This window comes from Pseudoselenomonas ruminantium (assembly GCF_900142515.1).
Taxonomy (GTDB): domain Bacteria; phylum Bacillota; class Negativicutes; order Selenomonadales; family Selenomonadaceae; genus Selenomonas_A; species Selenomonas_A ruminantium_D.
Map to the genome: position 1 here is coordinate 42,309 of NZ_FRBC01000013.1, position 19,565 is coordinate 61,873.

A 19,565-nucleotide genomic window follows, 5' to 3' on the forward strand; every position below is an offset into this window, starting at 1 on the left:
GGTTATCCTTGTACAAGCCATTCATGATATATCTTTTCATAGCCCGCCTGAATGTCTCCCAAATAATTCTTTACATCCATTATAGGGGAAAATTGCATCATCTTGCGCAAATTTTCGTGTAGGCCTTGCAATAAATCCTGCGATCCAGCCAAAGCAACGGCCGTTTCCACGTATTTATCTGGGGTTGGCACAGTCAGTTCTTCCAACCCCATGTTTTTCAGCAGACTGTAACCAAAACGGGAACCATGCCGGCTGCCATACATGCTTATAACTGGCACCCCCATATAAATGGCTTCGCAGGTAGTCCCCCCACCAGGGTAGGGAAAGGGATCCAACGCAATATCCATATCCTGATATTCGTCCAGATAATATTGTGATGCAGGCCGCAATTCCACCCTGTTTAGCGGAAAGCCCAACGCCTGAAGCCGTCTTTTCATGATTTTCAGTTCTTTTTTATCACGCCGCACATTCTTAAGCAACAACCTGCTTTTCGGTACACGTTCCAGTATCTGACGCCAAACTGTCAAGATCGCATCATTGAGCTTCAGGAAATTGCTGAAAGAACCAAAAACCACGGGAGTGTGCAATTGCCATTTTTTCTGGCAGCGCAGTACGCTCTCCGATGGAGTAAAACAAAAATGGCTGCGGGGCAAGCGCAGGAGCGTCTCCGTAAAAAAACGCTCATTGCCCGGTGGATCGCACCAGGCATCCGTAAGATAATAATCTACGGCAGGCAGCCCCGTGGTATCAAAATAGCCAATACCAGACAACTGTACAGGTGCCGGCTTATACGCCATAATCTGCAGGGTACGGCCTTTTTGAGTATGACCGGCCAAATCCACCAAAAGGTCAATCTCGTCTGCATGGATACGAGCGGCTGCCTCCGCCGGCGAAAGCCCCTGCAAATCATGCCAGCCATCCACCATCTCCTGCAACCAGCCTGTAACCTCATTGCGATTGTTGCCAATATCGTATAAATGCACTTCAAAAATGCTTTTATCATAGGCAGCATAAAGCTGTACAGCAAAATTGGTCACGATATGTTCATAGAAATCCGGAGAAATATAGCCTACCTTGATCTTTTTTCTTCCCTGACGCGTTTCAGGATCATGCCTATAAGGCTGCACCTCTGCAAACAAACTGCCATACAGGCAATGCATCCTGAACAGCATTTCATCCGGCAAATCCGGAACCAGATGCATCCAGGTCAGTGCCTCACTGAAAAAACTACGCCTTTCTGCCAGCAGCTCATCATCCAGTTGAATAGCAGCAGCCCGTTCCAAATGTTTGCAGGCTTCCTGCCAATGCCCGCCCCGAATCAAGATCTTATGCATGGCTTCATGATAATAATATCTTTGTACAGAGGTAAGCATCAGCGTACGTGCTGTAAGCTCCCCTATCTCTGCAGCCTGCTCATACTGCCCTGCATCATAGGCTTTGCACATTTTCTCAAACATTTGGACAAAGCGACTCATTGTCTTTCCTCCATAATATTTCTGTAAAAATTCTCCATTGATTGTAAATATAATTTTCTATCCATCAAGGGAGAGCGCTGCATCATCATGCGCAGATTCGTCTGCAGCATCTGTAAAAGTTCTGAATCACCAGCCAGCATAACAGCTCTCTCTATATATTCTGTCTCTGTATGCGCAACTAGTTCTCCCAATCCCAGATTCATCAACAGACTGAAACCAAATCTTTCTCCATGACTTCTGCCTGCCAATGTAATCAACGGTCTCCCCATATAAAGAGCATCGCAGCTGGTTCCTCCTCCAGGATAGGGAAAGGAATCTAATGCAATATCCATATCGCCATATTCCAACAGATAATCCTCACTGAGCCCCCGGCATTCTACTCGCTCCATAGGCAGCCCCGCATGAGCCAATCTTTTCCGCGTATATTCTTCCGCTTCACCGCCGTCAAAAACCGCTGCCTTCAACAATAAATGACTGTCAGGCACCGCCATAAGAATTTTGCACCATATAGCCAATACCTGGTCCGTTACTTTAGCAAAATTATTAAAGCTGCCGAAAGTCACATAACCTTTACGCCGGAATGCTGGCGCCCTTACTTCAGCTGACCTCAATGGCCGGTAACAAAAATGACTATATGGCAGTATAACCAGCTTTTCCACAAATTCCCGCTGTGTTTGTTCATCATCCAAATAAACATCCCCCAAAAAGTAGTCAACAACCGGCAGCCCCGTAGATGCAAAATAGCCAATACCAGATACCTGTATCGGCGCAGGCTTATAGGCCATGACAGGCAGGCCATTCCCCTTGGTGTGCCCTGCCAGGTCTACTAAAATATCGATTTCATCTGCATAGATCATCTTCGCCATTTCTTGTGACGGCAATCCACGCAAATTTCGCCAACCTGTTACCTGACTCTTTACTTTTTGGCTGTATTCATCCTCCGGCCCCAACATATAAACATAAACAGCAAACTTTTCATGGTCATAGGCGGTCAATAGATCATAGCAAAAGCAAAGCATCACATGTCGACGAACATCCGGTGACAGATAACCAATCCGCCATGGTCCTTTCCCCCGCCGCCCAGACGGATGCGCAAAAAAATTTCTCTTCCCTAGTACGTCAGAAAATCCTCTGGCTGCCTGCCGTAAAAAATCCGCACTGTGTCCTCCACCATAATGCAGATTAAAAAGATAATTGCTATACTCCAAAGCCTGTAAATCTGTTTCCATCGCAGTTGCCGCAGCTTTGCGATATGCCTCAGCAGCTTCTTTATTTTTTCCCAGTATGCGGCAGCACTGTCCCAAAAGATTACTTATCTTTTCACCATAACCTTGTTGTTTATCCACTGGAAGCTGTATCTTCAGCAGCTCCCGATATGCACTGACATATCGCCCGTCCATAAACAAGATTCTGGCATGCAGGAATTGCGTATAAAAATCCGTTGGTAGCAGGTCATGCAATTTCTCCCAGGCTGCTGACGCAGCCTGAACATCCCCCTGCTCAATATACAGGCTGACCATGAGATAAGCTGCTTCCTGCGGATCCAGAATGGCCAATTTTTCAATATGCGCTCTGGCTGCTGCGTAATCCCTCCTGTCCAAGCTGTCATATACATTCTCATATAACTTATCCATCTTGCTCCTCCAGCCAGGATTGTATGCGTTCTGTCCGTCTTGCCAACCGTCTTTCCGCCAAAGTCTTAAGCTGCCCAGTAATTACCGAGCGATAAGCCGTGGGCATGAGTCCCCCCAGCTTCTGCATCGCAGAGTCCCCATGACTAAGGCCCCTGATGCCCATCTGCCATAACGCCGATACGTCTTCTGTTACCGCAGCGCCGGCTGCCTCCAGCCTTCCTGCCAGCATATATGACTCTGCCGGCTTCACCTCTGTCTTCAATCGTTGCTGATAATAAAGACGCACCTTGTCCCGATTCTGGCGCGGCAACTTTTCCAGCAAAAATTCCGCATCCTGTTCTCTGTCATAGATGCTGTTGATAGCCTCTATCCATTCCACGTCCGTCCTGCCAGCCAAAAATTTCAGCAACAAAATAAAAGCTTTGTGACAATATTTATTGACAGCCAATGATTTTTGCAGATAATCCCATGCTTCTAAATCCTTTCCCTGCCAGAAGAACAGTCGGGAAAGATTTGCATACATGACAGACATATCACTACCTACTTCATCCGTCAGCAGACGCTGGCGCAATAAATCATGTTCCTGTGCATAAGCATACATCCGCTCTGCCTCCAGATAACACTCTTCCGCACCGATATAATCCCCTTTATCCTCCCGAAAATATCCCTCCATAATCTTAAAATCAGCCATATAGGGGAATTTTTCCAATGCCTGCCGTATCACCGCTGTGATTTCTTCTAAAGGGTGCTCCAACAGGAATAGGGACTGAATCAAAATCGTATAGGGACGATTTTCTGCCGCCTCCGAATCTGCCATCATCTCCACATATGCCCGGGCATGAATAATTGCCTGTTCATATTCCTTGAGCCCGTAATAACAGTCAGCCAGATACATCTCATCCATCACGGAACGACCGTACTTTTCTGCTGACAACTGCAAAAGCCGTAAATTCCGTCTGAGCTTTTCCGGCATGCGGACAGTTGAGTAACCTGTATGATAGATGCGAAAATCCTTCACTAGCGGCATCGATGTATTTTCTGTACCAGTATATTGCAAATTCTCATGAATCATGCGGATATAACGTAATTCTGGCAGCTTCCTGAACACCCGGATCTGATACCCTTTACTTATGCAGGCATTATTGCGATCCTTGTCCACATTTATCCAATCACAAGCTAAGCCAATCACACTGCTATCCTTATCATAGCGGTCAATGGCCCGGCGCACTCCTGCATAATCCTCCGGCCGGATATATTCATCAGCATCCAGCAGCAGTATCCACTCGCCATGCGTCTGGTCAATGGCAAAATTCTTAGCCGCCGCAAAATCATCGATCCAATCAAAATGCACCACCCGTGCTCCCGCATTCTGAGCAATCTCCACAGTCCTATCCGTAGAGCCTGTATCCACCACGATGATTTCTTCTGCCAAATGAAGCATACACTCCAGCCAGATTGGCAGGTTTTCTTCCTCATTTTTGACGATTACAGCTGCAGATATCTTATAATTTATTTTTTCCTGCACACTGTCTTCAACCAACAGTGCCTCTATCTGCGGCAAAAATCCCAGCATCTCATCCGTATAAGAAGCCGTCGCATCCCCCCGATGTGCCAAAAATTCCTGATAAATTTCCTTGCTTTGTACAAAAAGATGCTTCGCGTCCTCCCTATCTCCCTGCTGCCAGGCCGCGAACCCCAGAATCGCTCGAAAATCCGGCACATAGGGAAATTCCTGTTCTGCCTCTTGCAGCAGGGGAAGCATTTCCCGCCAATGATCTCCCAATATGGATTGGCATTGGAGCAAAGTGCTATACATCCGGGTCTCACGGCCCGGTAGTATTACCTTTTTCTTTATCGCCATTCGGGCATAATCTGCCGCTCTGGCATAATCCTTCAGACTATAATAACAGTCAGCTATATAGCATAGATCCCAATCACTTCCATTTCCTGCCGCCTGCTGCGCCAACAGGATATCCAAATTCCTGCGGGACTTGCTTTCATCTGTACTGGCTGAATAACCGGTATGATATATTACTGCATCAGGCAAAAGAGTCATCTCCTTCTGCCCCTCCCCATGATAGACGAGCTGTTCATGGACAGCTCCAACATACCGGAGCTTAGGCAGATTGCGGAAAATACGGATATACAGATTTTCATTCTGCACACGATTGCCATTATCCTTATCGATATTCAGACGGCGGCAAACAAAGCCGATTATCTTCTCCTGCTTGTCGTAACGCTGTAATATCTGCTTCACAATACCGTAGTCCTTTGGCTCCCAGTATTCGTCCGCATCCAAAAAGATTATCCAGCGTCCACGTGCCTGTTCAATCGCATAGTTCTTCGCCTTGCCAAAGTCATTTATCCAAGGAAAAGAAAAAACTCTCGCACCAGCTGCTTCAGCCAGCGCCACGGTATTATCCTCGGATCCGGTATCCACCACCACCAATTCATTGGCCAACTCCTTCATACAGGTCAGCCAACGAGGCAGATTTTCCGCTTCATTGCGCACAATCACACAAGCTGAAACTTTTATCTCTTTGTTCCCCACCACTGAACCAGCCCCTTTTGCGTTCCGTTTTCCCCATCTTCAATAAAATCTTCTATACGCCTGCAAGAAAATCTGCCTCTGTTCCTCGTAATCTTCCCCAGCCATACTATGCTTAGTCTGATGAATAATCCAGGGTTCATCCTGCCGCGGCAACATCACCTCATACCCTTGGCCTCTGTATTCCTGACTGATGGAGATATCGTAAAAGTGCCAGCCAGTCAATAAATCAGCCCGCCAAGGGATATCATACTGCGTTGCCAACAGTACGCCGTCAACAGCCTGTACCCGGCATTTTGGCACATTTTCAGAAGGAACGCTAATATGCTCCGCTCGCAAAGCGTGGGCAACCTTATTATGAAGCCCCTGCCCGTCCCACCAGATGCCACTGGGCGGCAACTGCTCACAGCCAGCCAGACCGATCAGCCCTACTCTGGGGTCAGCAAACAGCTGCAACAGCTCCTCTATCAGATTTTTCCGTATGACCAGAACATCCTGATGCATATAGACTTTATACTTTGCATCTGCCGCAGCCAGTCGTCCCTGTTCATAACCGGCACACATAGAGCTGGCACCGCCAATTGGAAGTATTTCTGCTGTCATACCTGAAGGAATCCACAGATGACGTAAATACAACACTGCTTCGCGAAATTGCGCCTCATCATTCACACACATGATAAATGTGATTTTATGCGGATCCATCATTGTGCCTCCTCTAGCGACACAGCTAAAAGCTGCAATACACGCTCATAGTAAATAAGACTATGCTGCATGAATGTCTGCAAATATTCAAAATCAATCCCTTCTCTTGCACAGAGCGCCCAAAGCCTGTTGATATTTTCACGGCTGTCAATACCATTCTCTATCCGCCGCAAAAGCCTGACCAGTTCCCATCGGACAGACTCTGTATACCTCGATCTGAGAAATACACCTGTTTCATCAAGGCGACTGGCCGTTATAAAACAATAATGGTCATGGAAATCCTCTTCCACCAATAATTGTTCATAACCGCTGCAGGAAAACCAATTGGCTACATTATGGATATCTCCCAGCAGGAACCACGCTTTGCCGCTATCCGCCAGCATTTTGCGGATCCCTGTCAAGAACACTTCCGGCGCATCTGTTTTTTCCAGTAAACAGCCAGCATAGATATAATCATATGTCTGATTGCTTTTCTCCAACTTACCACGCAAAAAGTTTTCCTGCTTATCCTCAGTCCAAATCGTCAGTGAAATTCCGGGGAATTTTTTCCCCACTGCCTCACGAAATGCAGGAATATTTTCACATAACAGTACCTTTTGCCCGTTTTTTGCTTTCTGGATAGCAGCTAAGATCTTATCCATGATTTGTCTGGATACCAACCAATCATTGTCTTCCCTCTTTATCTCCTGTTTGACTCCCAGCCGTTGCTGTAATTTTTTCAACCTTTCCCGCATTTCAGGCATCGCACTGCCAGCCTCATCCGACTGCAAGGTTCCCCTGCCTTGCTCTTTTCCCCGAGCATATAGCTGTTCAGCCTCCTCGTAACAGCGGATTGCACCGGTTTCGTCACCAGCATACTCTCGTGCATAACCTTCCATGATTTTGAACTCTGAACCATAAGGAAACTCCCGCAGAGCACGCTTGACCCAGTCCAAAATTTCCGGTAGTGGGTAATCCAAAAAAATCATGGATTGGAGCAACACACCATATGGACGATTCTCTTCCCCCCGGACTCGTTCCGCCGCGTCCAGATAAGCTTTTGCATGCTGGATTGCCTGCTCATATTGCTGCAAGCCATAATAACAGTCTGCAAAATAAAAATCATCAATGAGCCGTTTGCCATATTTCTTTACGGATACTTCCAGCATTTGCAGATTGCGCTTATATTTTTCCGGCATCAGATGACGGGAATATCCAGTATGATAGATTGCATAATCATCCACAAGCGGCATATTCTTCTGCCCCTGACCCGAATAACGCAATATTTCATGGATAGCTCCTACATAACGCAGCTGCGGTAAATTTCGGAATACTCGTATCTGATGGATTGTGCTTATATAGGCATTATTCCTGCCCTTATCCACATTAATCAAAGGACTGACAAAACCAATGACATTTTTATCTTTATCATAGCGCTGGATAGCGGCCCGGACACCAGCGCAATCCTGCAGCCTTATATATTCATCCGCATCCAGCATCAATATCCACTGTCCCTGACACTTTTCCAGCGCATAATTCTTAGCTGCCGCAAAATCGTCAATCCAAGGAAACTTTTCGACCCGTGCTCCGGCAGCCGTGGCTATTTCTATCGTAGCATCCAGTGAGCCGGTGTCCACCACTACCATTTCATCTGCCAAAGATGACATAGATTCCAGCCAGCAAGGCAGATTTTCCTCTTCATTGCACACAATCACACAAGCTGAAATTTTTATAATTCCTTTATCAGCCATTTCCCTATCCCCCTCTGTCTACATATAGATTCGTCAAATCCCGCATAAAAACCTGCATAAAAAAACCGCCCCGAAAGGCGGTTTTTGGTAGTTTCGTTTATTAACGAAAGACTGTCGATTACTGGAGCAGGCTGAGAACCGAGCTGCTGCTCTGGTTGGCCTGTGCCAGCATAGACTGGGCGGCCTGCAGAAGAACATTGTTCTTCGTGTAGTTCGTCATTTCCTTCGCCATGTCGGCATCGCGAATCGTGGATTCGGAAGCCTGGACGTTTTCGGAAGCCGTGGTCAAGTTGCTGCTGGTGTAGCTCAAACGGGATTCAACGGAACCAATGGTGGTCTGCTGATCGAGAGCTTTCTGGATAGCATTGTCCAGAACATTGATAGCAGCATTTGCCTTAACCTGCGTGGATACGTTCAAGGTTTCGCCATCGTCACCCTTGAGGCCAAGAGCCGTGGAGCGCATATCCGTCAAACCAACTTTGATAGCCTGATTAGCCTTCGTGCCAACCTGGAATACCATAGCGTTGTCTTCAGACTTGTTCTGAGCGCGGATGGATTCCGTAAAGTTATCCAGTACAGCATTTGCAGACTTGTTGATAGCTCCCTTGTTATTGGTAATGCTGATGGTGAAACCGGAAATCTGACTGGAAACACCAGACGTATAAGCCGTCAGGGTCACGGCACATCCTTTGTCTGCCGTATAAACCTTATTGGCAGAACCATCTTTACCAATCAAAGAGGTCTTAGCCGAAATCTTCAGCGTCTGGGAAATCTTGTCATCCTTACCATTATAGGCGGTCTTAGCCAAAATGGTGGTCAAATCTTCTGTACCAACGCTGAAGGTAGTGGTATACGTACGCCCCTGCTTTACATAGGAAATCGTTACATTATCCGTGCTATGGATGTTCAGGCTTTCACCAGTACGGCTCTTCAAAGCTGTCAACTTGGAAGTAGCAATCGTGCTTGCATCCATGCTTTCATTGGTCATCGCCGTAGTCGTGGCATTAGTCTTGTTGTTGTGGGAACCATCGACAAGGTACTTGCCGTTGTAGGTGATGTTGGCGTTATCATCGATCTGGTCGATGGACTGATCCAATTCTTTCTGGATGGTCTGACGGTCGCTGTCGGTGTTGGTATCATTGGCTGCGTTGATGACTTTCTCTTTCAGAGTCTTCAGGATATCAACCGTGGAGCTTACAGCACCTTCAGCAACTTTCATCATGGCGTTGCCGTTCTGGGTGTTGCTGTTAGCCTGATCGAGACCACGGATCTGAACGCGCATACGCTCGGATATAGCGTAACCAGAAGCGTCATCAGCCGCGCCATTGATCTTCATACCGGAAGATACTTTCTCCAGACTCTTAGCCAAAGCGCTGGAGTTCTTATTCAGCGTGTTCAGGGTCGAGATTGCCGACATATTGTTCTTTACTACCATTGACATGATGTTTTCCTCCTTGAATATAGAAAATATTTATCTTGATAACAGCCATCCCTGACTGTCGAAGACTTTATAATATGCAAATCTCCACATAAGCACGCAGCTGCTAGCTGACTGCCTGCTCTCCCTGTATTGATCCGCAGATTATCTTTTGCCTTACACTTTATATATCGGTATAAAACCAAAAGACTTAAGCATTTTTTTTATTTTTTTCCAGCCATTTTTGATAGGATTTCATCAGCAGGGTATTTCCACCAGCTTCACGAGCATGGTCAAAAGCTTCCCACGCCCCGGAATATTCCCCCAGATGATACAGGCACTGCCCGGCCGCCTGCCAAAAAGCACCATCAGCCTCCTCCTGCGGCACCTGAGACAAAAGTGCAAACGCGGACTGCCATTTTTCCTGCCGCATCATATCCCTGGTCAACTGCAGCCACAAATCTTTATTCGTCCGAGAAAATCCAGCAAAATCCACAATCTGTTCATCTGTACCATATGTCAGAACATAGTTCCACAGAATTTTATATACCGACCAATCACGAACATCTTCCCCCTTTGACAACTGCTGCCAGCATTCCTGCAGAGCCTGTGGCAACAGGCCAAACAACTGCTGCTCCACCTGTCTGATCATATGGCCGCGCCGGCCTTGCAGGCGCAGCAACAGCGCAATCATCAATTCTACATCAGCAGCCAGGCCTGCTTGTAGTTTTTCCACCAGCTGCGACCACTCACCGGATTGTAAGAGTTCATAATATTCCTGCCGCAATGGTTCTTGCTGTCCCTTTTCCTGTAACCGTCTGTGATAATACATATACAATGGCCCAAAGCCATTCCGTTCGCTGAAACGAGCTAAAAACCATAAATCCTGCACGGTATCTGTAAAATATGCCTGCAATTCTTCTATGAGGCAGGAACTATCCCCTGCCTGCCGCAGTTCGCAAAAAATCTCCAGCGCCACCTCCTCGCGGGGATCTAATCCCATCGCCGTCCTGCTGTCCTGCAAGGCCATTTCCCACTTGCCCTGTTTCCTCTCACAATCTGCCTTGACAGCATAGACCATAGCCTGTATATCACCGAAAGCCGAAGATTCACGCCCCTCATCATGCTGTGACAGATGACAGGCCCTTTCCAATAGTTCAACCGCCCTGTCATATTGTTCCAACTCATAGTACAACAGTCCCTGAACAGCTGCAAAATCCGGTATAGAAGGGAATTTCTTGCTTGCAGCTACTGCAAAATCCAATCTGTCCTGCAGAGGATCAGACAATGCCTTCATGCACAAAAGCACCATATAATACATATCCCCTTGAGTTCCCTTTCCCTGCAAAGGTGCCTCTATTGCCTGCAAAGCGTAAAATTCCGCCTGCTGATATTCTCCCAAGGTATAATAGCAATCTGCCAGATAACGGAAATGCTCCGGCTGCATCCCCCGTTCGTCCTTATCCTGAAGCAGCAATGCCAAATTGCGCTCCGTTTTTTCCAGAATTACGCTGCTGGAATACCCTGTATGAATAACCTCCATACCAGGTTCTTCCCATGCAGTCAAGGATTTCCCCGTTATATCAAACAGATTCTCATGGACACGTCCCCGATAGCGTAATGTTGCTTTGTTGCGAAACAGGCGAACATTGCAAAAGTGCGAGATCTCCCGATAGCCATCATCCGCATCCACATTGGTTATGGTAACCCGCACCGCCTCTGCCTCAGGGTGCGTAACCTCACAATAGGCCAGAAAACCACGCACCTGTTCCGGATGCGAAAAATATTCATCTGCATCCAAAAAAGCCACCCAGTCCCCCCGAACATATTGCAAAGCTTCATTCCTGGCAGCAGCAAAATCTTCCTGCCATATATAATGATGCAGTTCTGCCTCTACCGCAAACTCGCAAGTCCTGTCTGTCGAACCGGTATCCAGCACAATCCGCTGGCTGGCATATTTTCCCGCATTCACTAGCCAGCTGGAAATATTTTGCTCTTCATTCCGGACAATCACACAAGCTGTAATCGACAGTTGCTCCCCTATTTCTGCCAGCCTGGAAAACTGCGCGCCCCGCTCTTGCCATTTTGCAGCCAGTTCCTCTGAAAAGACGGACGGTTCCATACCATGATAATCTTGCCCCAACATACCCGCACGCTTCATCTCTTTGGCTGCTTCCACATATTGCCAGCCTGCTGCCAGACTTTCTGCCAATTCTGCATGGAACTCCGGCAGTTCAGGAAAATCCCGGATTGCCAATTTCGCGATTCGCTGCCGCTCCCGACAATCCCGTTTATTTTCAGCCAGTTTTTCCAATAGCAGACGATAGGAACGGCTGGCATAAGTTTCGGCCTGTCGGCCTCTGGCAATATCCAAATAAGCATATTTCATAGCATTTCCGATATCTTCCATCCCATCGTAGGCTTCAGCCAGATAACCATAATAAGACTCCGGATGTGAACTTTTTTCCATAGATTTCTGCAACATATCCAGATTACGACGTGCCTTAGCTGGGCCTAATTCTCCCGCATAACCAGTATGTACAAGCAGCAACTCCTGTTCTGCCACACACGCCACCCCCTGAACTACCGCCCCAGCTTGTCGCAGTTCTTCATGAATAGCTCCCGTATACCGAAGATCTGTACGAATACGGAAAATACGAGGTACATATAGTGCCATCATCACATGGTTCGCTGCATCTACATCCTGCCTGCGCACCAACAGCAGATTCGTATTCTCTGGCTGCCTCATGATGAGCGGCCGTAAGTTCATTACCGTGTCTGCATGAAAATATTCGTCCGCATCTAAAAATATAACCCAATCCCCTTGCAACTTGTCCAATGCAAAATTACGAGCAGCAGCAAAATCATCCCGCCAGGAAAAATGATAGACCTTCGCATTGGCCGCCCTTGCAATCTCTAAGGTATTATCCTGTGAACCAGTATCCACGATTACGATTTCATCTGTCTGCCCTTTTATGCTATCCAGTGAACGTTGCAACGCTTCTGCTTCATCTCTGACAATATAACAACCAACTATTTTCATGGCTCAAGCCCTTTCTCAGCTGCCCACTGCCGATATTTTTGATATTTCATCAATACCACTTCACTATTGTCACAATAAGTCATAGCCTGCCTGAACCAAAACGCGGCTTCCTCTTCATCCTCATAATGCATGGCAATCTCCCCCAGCCTTGCCGCTACCTTAGCCGCAACCACAGGAGAAAAATATCCGTCCAACTGTCCCTTTGCCTGTCTTTCCTCATAACGAAGCAAAGCATCAATCAGCAACTGCCTAGCCTGTATCAACTGCCCCATGCCACAGAGAATCATCCCCTGTTCGCCGTAGAATTCCGGTATATCCGGATATTCCCGGCAGGCTTCCTGGGCAAAAGGCAGCATATCCTCATCTGGTCTGTGCAGAAAACGCATACATTCCAGTATCATGTGATAAACATGCACCATGCCACCATAAACATAGCAATCTCCCCGTAAAAGAGACATTCCATGCTGCAACGCTTTCTCATATTCCTGCAAGCCGTAATAACAATCCATCAAATATAGATCATAGCCTGGTTGCCACCCCTCTTCTCTTATGGATTGTTGAAGCAATCGCAGATTCCGCTGCGCCTTTGCTTCATTCAATTCTTTCTTATATCCCGTATGGTAAAGATACCATTCCGTCGGTGCATAAGCTACCTGTAATTCTCCATTGTGTCTGGCTATATTTTCGTGTATCCTCCCCTTATACCGCAGATATGGCACATTGCGGAAAATACGCAGACACCAGTCTGTGCGCCAATCCTTTCTTTCTTTATCATTTTCAATATTATACCTCAAGAGTAAAATAGCATCCTTCTCTTTCTGTCCAGCCAAATAACACAATAATTTATCTTTATTCAGCGCAGAAGGAAAATATTCATCGGCATCCAGAAACAATATCCATTCGCCCTGCGCTTGCTCAATGGCATAATTACGTGGTGCAGAAAAATCATCCTGCCAAGGAAAGTCGTAGACTCTGGCACCAATAGCTGCGGCAATCTCTTTCGTATTATCCTGGGAACCAGTATCCACGACCACCACCTCATCAGCAGCATCTTTTATGCTTGCCAAAGATACAGGCAGATTTTCTGCTTCATTTTTTACCATATAACAAACAGATAACTCTATTTTTTGCAAAATGCTCCCCCCTTCCCCTGTATATTTCGCCAATATTATGAAAAATACCTTCCACCTCATCCGCCAACCCTATGGTCTGGTACCTTTGTCTCAAGAGGACGACTATATAAAAAACCGCCCCGAAGGGCGGTTTTTGGTAGTTTCGTTTATTAACGAAAGACTGTCGATTACTGGAGCAGGCTGAGAACCGAGCTGCTGCTCTGGTTGGCCTGTGCCAGCATAGACTGAGCGGCCTGCAGAAGAACGTTGTTCTTCGTGTAGTTCGTCATTTCCTTCGCCATGTCGGCATCACGAATCGTGGATTCGGAAGCCTGAACGTTTTCGGAAGCCGTGGTCAAGTTGCTGCTGGTGTAGCTCAAACGAGATTCAACGGAACCAATGGTGGTCTGCTGGTCAAGAGCTTTCTGGATAGCATTGTCCAGAACGTTGATAGCAGCGTTTGCTTTAACCTGCGTGGATACGTTCAGCGTTTCGCCATCGTCCCCCTTGAGGCCAAGAGCCGTGGAGCGCATATCCGTCAGGCCAACTTTGATAGCCTGGTTAGCCTTCGTGCCAACCTGGAATACCATGGCGTTGTCTTCAGACTTGTTCTGGGCACGGATGGACTCCGTAAAGTTATCCAGTACAGCATTAGCAGACTTGTTGATAGCTCCCTTGTTGTTGGTGATGCTGATGGTGAAGCCGGAAATCTGGCTGGATACACCAGCAGTCTTAGCCGTCAAGGTCATTGCACAGCCCTTATCAGCCGTATAGATCTTATTCTTGGAACCATCATAACCGATAAGAGAAGTCTTGTTAGCATTCAGTTCCAAAGCGTCCTTGAGCGTCTCTTTACCATTGTAAGCCGTCTTGCTCAAAATATCGCTCAACGACTGAGCACCAACACTGAAGGTAGTCGTGTAGGTCTTGCCCTGCTTCACATAAGAAATCGTTACATTATCCGTGCTATGAATGTTCAGGTTTTCACCAGTACGACTCTTCAAGTTTGTCAGAGCAGAACCTTTAACCGTCCTAGCATCAAGGCTTTCATTCGTCATCGCCGTAGTCGTAGCGTTGGTCTTGTTGTTGTGAGAACCATCAACAAGATACTTGCCGTTGTAGGTGATGTTGGCGTTGTCATCGATCTGGTCGATGGACTGATCCAGCTCTTTCTGGATGGTCTGGCGGTCGCTGTCGGTGTTGGTATCGTTGGCTGCGTTGATGACTTTCTCTTTCAGGGTCTTCAGGATATCAACCGTGGAGCTTACAGCACCTTCGGCAACTTTCATCATGGCGTTGCCGTTCTGGGTGTTGCTGTTAGCCTGATCGAGACCACGGATCTGGACGCGCATACGCTCGGATATTGCGTAACCGGAAGCGTCATCAGCTGCGCCATTGATCTTCATACCGGAAGATACTTTCTCCAGGCTCTTGGCCAGTGCGCTGGAGTTCTTGTTCAGCGTGTTCAGGGTCGAGATTGCCGACATGTTGTTCTTTACTACCATAGACATGATATTTTCCTCCTTGAATGTAGAAAAAATACTATTGATAACAGCCATCCCTGACTGTCGAAAACAATATAATTAGCAAATCGTAACGTTTGTCCCTGGCTGCTAGCTGACCAGGAATCTCCTTGTTTTGACTTGCTGATTACCTGTTCCTTACACTAAAGTTATCGTAGAAAAAACGTAAAACTTAAGCATTTTTTTATTTTTTTTTACCCCATGCATATTCGCACAGGGTAAACTATCAATATTTTTTATTGAAGATATTCCCCAAACTATTCATATGCTGAATATCATAGGCATGGACACTGGCATTCTGCTGCCGGGAACGGTTGAGCCATGCTTTGGCTTTGTAGACCACCTGCATATCCAGCGGCTTGATTCTCTGCACCAGCTCCTGACATTCCGGGGTCTTGCGATAGTCCTCGGTTTCCGGCAGGGCTTTCATGCGTTCCACAAGCTCAGTGCGCTGCTGCTCCAGTTCCAGGAATTCATCCACATCATCTTTGTCGATGAACTTCAGCATTTCCTGCGTCAATGTCAGATACATGTGCCAATTGGCCCGGGCCTGTTCCAACGGGGATCTTTCCTTCTTATCCGTATCAGCCGACATAGCTATCACCTTGGACATTTCTGGTACCGCCATCCTGCCGGGCTTTTTTCATGGCCTGCATCCAGGCATCCCTAAGCTCCTTGATTATATCGATAGCTTCCTGTACCAAAGCAGGGTCGCTTTTCATATTGCCTTCCACCAGACGGTCATAGCAATAATTGTACAGCGGCATCAACTGATGAGAAATCTCATAGTCCATATTCAGGGTTATGCGGAATTCGGAAATAATCTGCTGAGCTTTCTGCAGAGAGATATTAGCCTGTTCATACTTCTTGGCCTCCACTGCTTCCTTGCCCTCGCCCATGAATTTCAAACAACCGTTGTAAAGCATCAAGGTCAGTGCTTCAGGTGTAGCCGTCATAATCTGCTGCCTTTTATAAGCTTCTGCTGCGTTATTTACCATTCCTCTGCCTCCCTAGATTTTGCGCCTTACTGGCCGCCGGTAATATACCCCATAGAGACGCTCATCCGCTGAATGGCAATCTCCATCGCATCATATTTCTTATAAAGCAAATTCTCATAGGATTTCATCATGGTCTTGAAATTGGACATCTTGGTCTGCAATTCCCGGATAAGATCACCTAAAGAGCTGCCATCCGCCGTCTCTGTGGTAGTACCGGCGTAAGATTTCATAGTCTTGAGATTCTTGTACAGGGAATCAGAAATGCGGCCAATCACCCCTTGCTTACTGTAATCGGTCTTAATTTCACCATTCTTATCCTTGTAATCGCCATCAGAATTGAAAATTTCTCTTACGCAATCGGGTTCAGCTGCCAGAGCCTTCTTCAGCTTTTCCTCATCCAGGGTCAGATGACCTCTGTCCGTAGAGGAAGTAATGCCAATGGACATCATGGTATTGTATTTGCCCGTTGCCCCATCCACCGGCGTATAGAGAGCTTCACGCATCTCACTGATGATCTTGCCGATAGTCTGATTATGATTGAGCAGACCGGATTTGGCCTTTTCATTCCACTTGTCAATCTGCTCTTTGGTCATGCCTTTTTCCTGCGTCTGGGTCAGGACACCATAGTCGCTGTATTTTTCCTCATAATACTTGTTATTGAGTTCATCCAGCATCTTGTTGTAGTCTTCCACGAACTTCTTGACGTTTTCGATAAGCTTGTCCGTATCCTGACTGACCGTAACCGTAGTAGCACCGATGGATGCCAGACTGTAGGTAACGTTGCCTACGGAAATCTTGCTGGTTTCCGAGGTGTATTTACGACCATCAATGGTAACTTCAGCACTGACACCACTGGCCCCCTGGGTATAAGAACCGTCATCGTTTTTCAATGCCAAACCAGTAGTGTTATGCGTAAGCGCATCGCCCTTGTCCGCAATACCGGTAAAACTCAGTGCATTCAAGAGATAACGGCCATTTTCTGCCGCTACCGAATCATCACCGCTCGCCACTTGCATAGACAGCTTATAACCGCTATCCGCAGCTGTGAACGACAAGTGCCCGCTTGGGTCACGTGAAGCACTGAAATGGGCTACACCATCATCGCCAGCCGCATCAATGGCTGTCATCAAATCCTCGATTGTTTTGGAAGCATCCAGTGATATTTCCTTCTCATACGTGGTACTGCCATCTTCCGATGTGCTGATCAGCTTGAATTTTATCGGTGCATTATTCGTGTCGTCCTTGGATGCGGTAAACAAAGAATCCAGTGTTGTGGATTCTCCCACAACGTTCTGGCTGGTGTAAGAAGTCTGTGCACCGCCGATAGCACTTACCCCCGTAGCAAGCTGCACCGTGAATTTATCGGACAGCTTGCTGATAAGATTGTGATTCTCATCCTCTGACTGTGTAACGGATGCCATCTGCAAATTATTCAAAAGCCGTGCACCATTGCCTGCTGCTGATGTAACCGGTACATTCGAACCCAAGCCTTCATTCTTCACCGTCAGCATAATCTTATTATTTACGCCGCCGTCCTTCTGATAAAGAGAGAACGCATCATTGGCACTGTCATAAGCTGCCTTGATATTGACCCCAGATTGGTTAATCCGTGAGGCCAGGTCATTTACCGTAAGATTGTTGTCCATGATCTCCCTATAAGTAAAGGAAATCGTCTTTTTCTTGGACGTTGACTCAATGCCATCAGCAATGTCGAAGGAAAGCAGTTCCTTATCCAGATACTTTTCCGCCTCATCTGGATCCGTAGGAATTCCATTCCGCAAATCACTCTGTTCTTCACTGCTAAAGAGAATATCCTTCAAGTAAATGCTTTCCGACAGATCCTGATTCTTACGGGCAATCTTATCTGCCGTAAGCAGATAAGCGTTGGACGCCAGCTGAGAAACATTCACCGTATGCGACATAATTGCCGCATCGGCATTCGCTACAGCCGTAGCCACAGTTGATTGTGAGCTGCTGGCCGACATGGGGCTGGTAGTTGACGATAACTTATAATTGTACAAGGTCGAGGAATTGAACGTGTTCAAGCTGCTATACATACTTGTATATGCTTCCTTGACCCACTCATTCTTCACTTCTTCCTTATACATCTTGTCATATTGATTCTGTTTCCCCATCATCCCCATGCGGACCATGGAGTCAACATCGATACCTGACCCTGACAGGCCATAAATCCCTATACCACTCATGACTCACACCTCCTCAAGCGTTCTTATCGAGGAAGGCACCCAACCATTCACGGGCTTTGGCCATCTGGTCAAGCATTTCTTCTGGCGGCACTTCCTTGAGCACTTCATGGGTTTTCTTATCCAGCATCCTTACCGTCATCAAGTTGACTTCCTTGTGATACTGGAATTCCAGGTTGCAGTTGATCTTGCTCATCAGCTCATTGAGTTCCTGCATCATGTAGCTGACAGCTTTTTCATCCATAGGCTCCCGATCTTCATCTTGAGCCTTCTGGATATCTTCATCTTCTTTTTCACTGTAACGGTCATAGCGGGAAGTGTTTTGTATATCCCGGGCGTTTTGCACAGAATCAGTCTCCGGACCTTCATTCATCCGCCTGGATGACGCATCACCACCAACCCGCTCCGCAGCACCGGCCACAATCGACGCCGATACTATGTCCTGAATTTTTCCTACCATGTTGATCCCTCCGTAGATTCACACCAGTTTCCTTAACCTAATTTAATTTTTCGGCAGGCCGGCGCTTAAATCCAAATCCATGGGCACCGGAGCGGCCGCTTGCTGATTCTCTTCCTGTATCGCGCGATAGATCTCACCGCGATAAATCTTTATATCACGTGGTGCATCAATGGCAATGCGGACATTGTCCCCCTGGACTTCCACCACATTTATCACAATGTTATCACCAATCATAATCTGTTGACGTGGTTTGCGAGTAAGTACGAGCATTATTGTTCCTCCTTATTTTCCGGAAACAATCTATGCTTGGTCGTATAGCCACTCTTGTCAAGTACGAGCTGACGGGCTTGCATATTAGCAGTGTTGAGGACCACCGGCGCCATAAGGTTAGCCGTCATATCCTGTACCTTGCCATTATTCACCGTGATCAGCGTATAAATAAGCATATCTTCCTGACGGTTCAGGGAAAGTTTCCCCTGATTCTCATCATCGATTTCAAATTCATAATCCGGGAAGAACACAAAGGGCATCGTCATCAAAAACGCCAGATTCGGCGTATTGATCGACTGCAGGAACACATAGGGACTTTCTTCGTCATAGGGTACTATCACAAACTCATGTTCGTCCTCAAAGGCGGGGATACCATCAGCAAAATGTACAATCTTGTCTTCTGCTACTTCCACTTCACCAAATCTTAATGTGTTGAATTTTTTCATCTG

Annotated in this window: 15 protein-coding genes; all 15 read right to left on the bottom strand. The window is 46.9% G+C overall.

Annotated elements, in window-relative coordinates:
* Positions 1 to 2: 2 nt before the first annotated feature.
* The gene (locus BUB68_RS07910; RefSeq protein ID WP_081371913.1) at positions 3 to 1,475 is read right to left on the bottom strand and encodes an O-linked N-acetylglucosamine transferase, SPINDLY family protein; all 1,473 of its coding nucleotides are present in this window, start codon (positions 1,473 to 1,475) and stop codon (positions 3 to 5) included.
* On the bottom strand, positions 1,472 to 3,109 hold the full coding sequence (locus BUB68_RS07915) for an O-linked N-acetylglucosamine transferase, SPINDLY family protein (protein ID WP_073089820.1): 1,638 nt from the start codon (positions 3,107 to 3,109) through the stop codon (positions 1,472 to 1,474). The genes BUB68_RS07910 and BUB68_RS07915 overlap by 4 nt, the downstream gene beginning before the upstream one ends.
* Positions 3,102 to 5,663, bottom strand: a complete 2,562-nt coding sequence (locus tag BUB68_RS07920) for a glycosyltransferase family 2 protein (protein ID WP_073089823.1) — start codon at positions 5,661 to 5,663, stop codon at positions 3,102 to 3,104. Before BUB68_RS07920 ends, BUB68_RS07915 begins: the two co-directional genes overlap by 8 nt.
* A gap of 36 nt (positions 5,664 to 5,699) precedes the next feature.
* Positions 5,700 to 6,359 carry a glycosyltransferase family protein gene (locus tag BUB68_RS07925; protein WP_218587683.1) on the bottom strand — a complete coding sequence of 220 codons (660 nt, stop codon included), beginning with the start codon at positions 6,357 to 6,359 and terminating at the stop codon, positions 5,700 to 5,702.
* Positions 6,359 to 8,089 carry a glycosyltransferase family 2 protein gene (locus tag BUB68_RS07930; protein ID WP_073089829.1) on the bottom strand — a complete coding sequence of 577 codons (1,731 nt, stop codon included), beginning with the start codon at positions 8,087 to 8,089 and terminating at the stop codon, positions 6,359 to 6,361. Before BUB68_RS07930 ends, BUB68_RS07925 begins: the two co-directional genes overlap by 1 nt.
* 118 nt (positions 8,090 to 8,207) lie before the next feature.
* Positions 8,208 to 9,530 carry a flagellin N-terminal helical domain-containing protein gene (locus tag BUB68_RS07935; RefSeq protein ID WP_073089832.1) on the bottom strand — a complete coding sequence of 441 codons (1,323 nt, stop codon included), beginning with the start codon at positions 9,528 to 9,530 and terminating at the stop codon, positions 8,208 to 8,210.
* A 187-nt stretch (positions 9,531 to 9,717) separates the two neighbouring features.
* Complete coding sequence (locus BUB68_RS07940) at positions 9,718 to 12,549, bottom strand: glycosyltransferase family 2 protein (RefSeq protein WP_073089836.1); 2,832 nt, start codon at positions 12,547 to 12,549, stop codon at positions 9,718 to 9,720.
* Positions 12,546 to 13,682: a glycosyltransferase family 2 protein gene (locus BUB68_RS07945; RefSeq protein ID WP_073089839.1), complete on the bottom strand. Its 1,137-nt coding sequence runs from the start codon at positions 13,680 to 13,682 to the stop codon at positions 12,546 to 12,548. The genes BUB68_RS07940 and BUB68_RS07945 overlap by 4 nt, the downstream gene beginning before the upstream one ends.
* 167 nt (positions 13,683 to 13,849) lie before the next feature.
* The gene (locus BUB68_RS07950; protein WP_073089842.1) at positions 13,850 to 15,172 is read right to left on the bottom strand and encodes a flagellin N-terminal helical domain-containing protein; all 1,323 of its coding nucleotides are present in this window, start codon (positions 15,170 to 15,172) and stop codon (positions 13,850 to 13,852) included.
* Positions 15,173 to 15,410: 238 nt separating this feature from the next.
* On the bottom strand, positions 15,411 to 15,797 hold the full coding sequence (locus BUB68_RS07955; RefSeq protein WP_256625831.1) for a flagellar protein FliT: 387 nt from the start codon (positions 15,795 to 15,797) through the stop codon (positions 15,411 to 15,413).
* The gene (fliS, locus tag BUB68_RS07960) at positions 15,769 to 16,182 is read right to left on the bottom strand and encodes a flagellar export chaperone FliS (protein WP_073089845.1); all 414 of its coding nucleotides are present in this window, start codon (positions 16,180 to 16,182) and stop codon (positions 15,769 to 15,771) included. Before fliS ends, BUB68_RS07955 begins: the two co-directional genes overlap by 29 nt.
* A 26-nt stretch (positions 16,183 to 16,208) precedes the next feature.
* Positions 16,209 to 18,389: a flagellar filament capping protein FliD gene (gene fliD, locus BUB68_RS07965; protein ID WP_073089848.1), complete on the bottom strand. Its 2,181-nt coding sequence runs from the start codon at positions 18,387 to 18,389 to the stop codon at positions 16,209 to 16,211.
* A gap of 13 nt (positions 18,390 to 18,402) precedes the next feature.
* The gene (locus BUB68_RS07970; RefSeq protein ID WP_073089851.1) at positions 18,403 to 18,846 is read right to left on the bottom strand and encodes a flagellar protein FlaG; all 444 of its coding nucleotides are present in this window, start codon (positions 18,844 to 18,846) and stop codon (positions 18,403 to 18,405) included.
* Positions 18,847 to 18,888: 42 nt separating this feature from the next.
* Positions 18,889 to 19,116, bottom strand: a complete 228-nt coding sequence (gene csrA / locus BUB68_RS07975) for a carbon storage regulator CsrA (protein ID WP_073089853.1) — start codon at positions 19,114 to 19,116, stop codon at positions 18,889 to 18,891.
* Entirely contained in the window at positions 19,116 to 19,562 is a 447-nt protein-coding gene (fliW, locus tag BUB68_RS07980) for a flagellar assembly protein FliW (protein ID WP_073089856.1), read from the bottom strand. The genes csrA and fliW overlap by 1 nt, the downstream gene beginning before the upstream one ends.
* Between the last annotated feature and the right edge of the window lie 3 nt (positions 19,563 to 19,565).

What these genes read in the sequence shown, in the direction of transcription:
- BUB68_RS07910 (WP_081371913.1), bottom strand. Translation starts at nt 1,475, where the DNA reads ATGAGTCGCTTTGTCCAAATGTTTGAGAAAATGTGCAAAGCCTATGAT.
- BUB68_RS07915 (WP_073089820.1), bottom strand. Translation starts at nt 3,109, where the DNA reads ATGGATAAGTTATATGAGAATGTATATGACAGCTTGGACAGGAGGGAT.
- BUB68_RS07925 (WP_218587683.1), bottom strand. Translation starts at nt 6,359, where the DNA reads ATGGATCCGCATAAAATCACATTTATCATGTGTGTGAATGATGAGGCG.
- BUB68_RS07930 (WP_073089829.1), bottom strand. Translation starts at nt 8,089, where the DNA reads ATGGCTGATAAAGGAATTATAAAAATTTCAGCTTGTGTGATTGTGTGC.
- BUB68_RS07935 (WP_073089832.1), bottom strand. Translation starts at nt 9,530, where the DNA reads ATGTCAATGGTAGTAAAGAACAATATGTCGGCAATCTCGACCCTGAAC.
- BUB68_RS07940 (WP_073089836.1), bottom strand. Translation starts at nt 12,549, where the DNA reads ATGAAAATAGTTGGTTGTTATATTGTCAGAGATGAAGCAGAAGCGTTG.
- BUB68_RS07950 (WP_073089842.1), bottom strand. Translation starts at nt 15,172, where the DNA reads ATGTCTATGGTAGTAAAGAACAACATGTCGGCAATCTCGACCCTGAAC.
- BUB68_RS07955 (WP_256625831.1), bottom strand. Translation starts at nt 15,797, where the DNA reads ATGTCCAAGGTGATAGCTATGTCGGCTGATACGGATAAGAAGGAAAGA.
- fliS (WP_073089845.1), bottom strand. Translation starts at nt 16,182, where the DNA reads ATGGTAAATAACGCAGCAGAAGCTTATAAAAGGCAGCAGATTATGACG.
- fliD (WP_073089848.1), bottom strand. Translation starts at nt 18,389, where the DNA reads ATGAGTGGTATAGGGATTTATGGCCTGTCAGGGTCAGGTATCGATGTT.
- BUB68_RS07970 (WP_073089851.1), bottom strand. Translation starts at nt 18,846, where the DNA reads ATGGTAGGAAAAATTCAGGACATAGTATCGGCGTCGATTGTGGCCGGT.
- csrA (WP_073089853.1), bottom strand. Translation starts at nt 19,116, where the DNA reads ATGCTCGTACTTACTCGCAAACCACGTCAACAGATTATGATTGGTGAT.
- fliW (WP_073089856.1), bottom strand. Translation starts at nt 19,562, where the DNA reads ATGAAAAAATTCAACACATTAAGATTTGGTGAAGTGGAAGTAGCAGAA.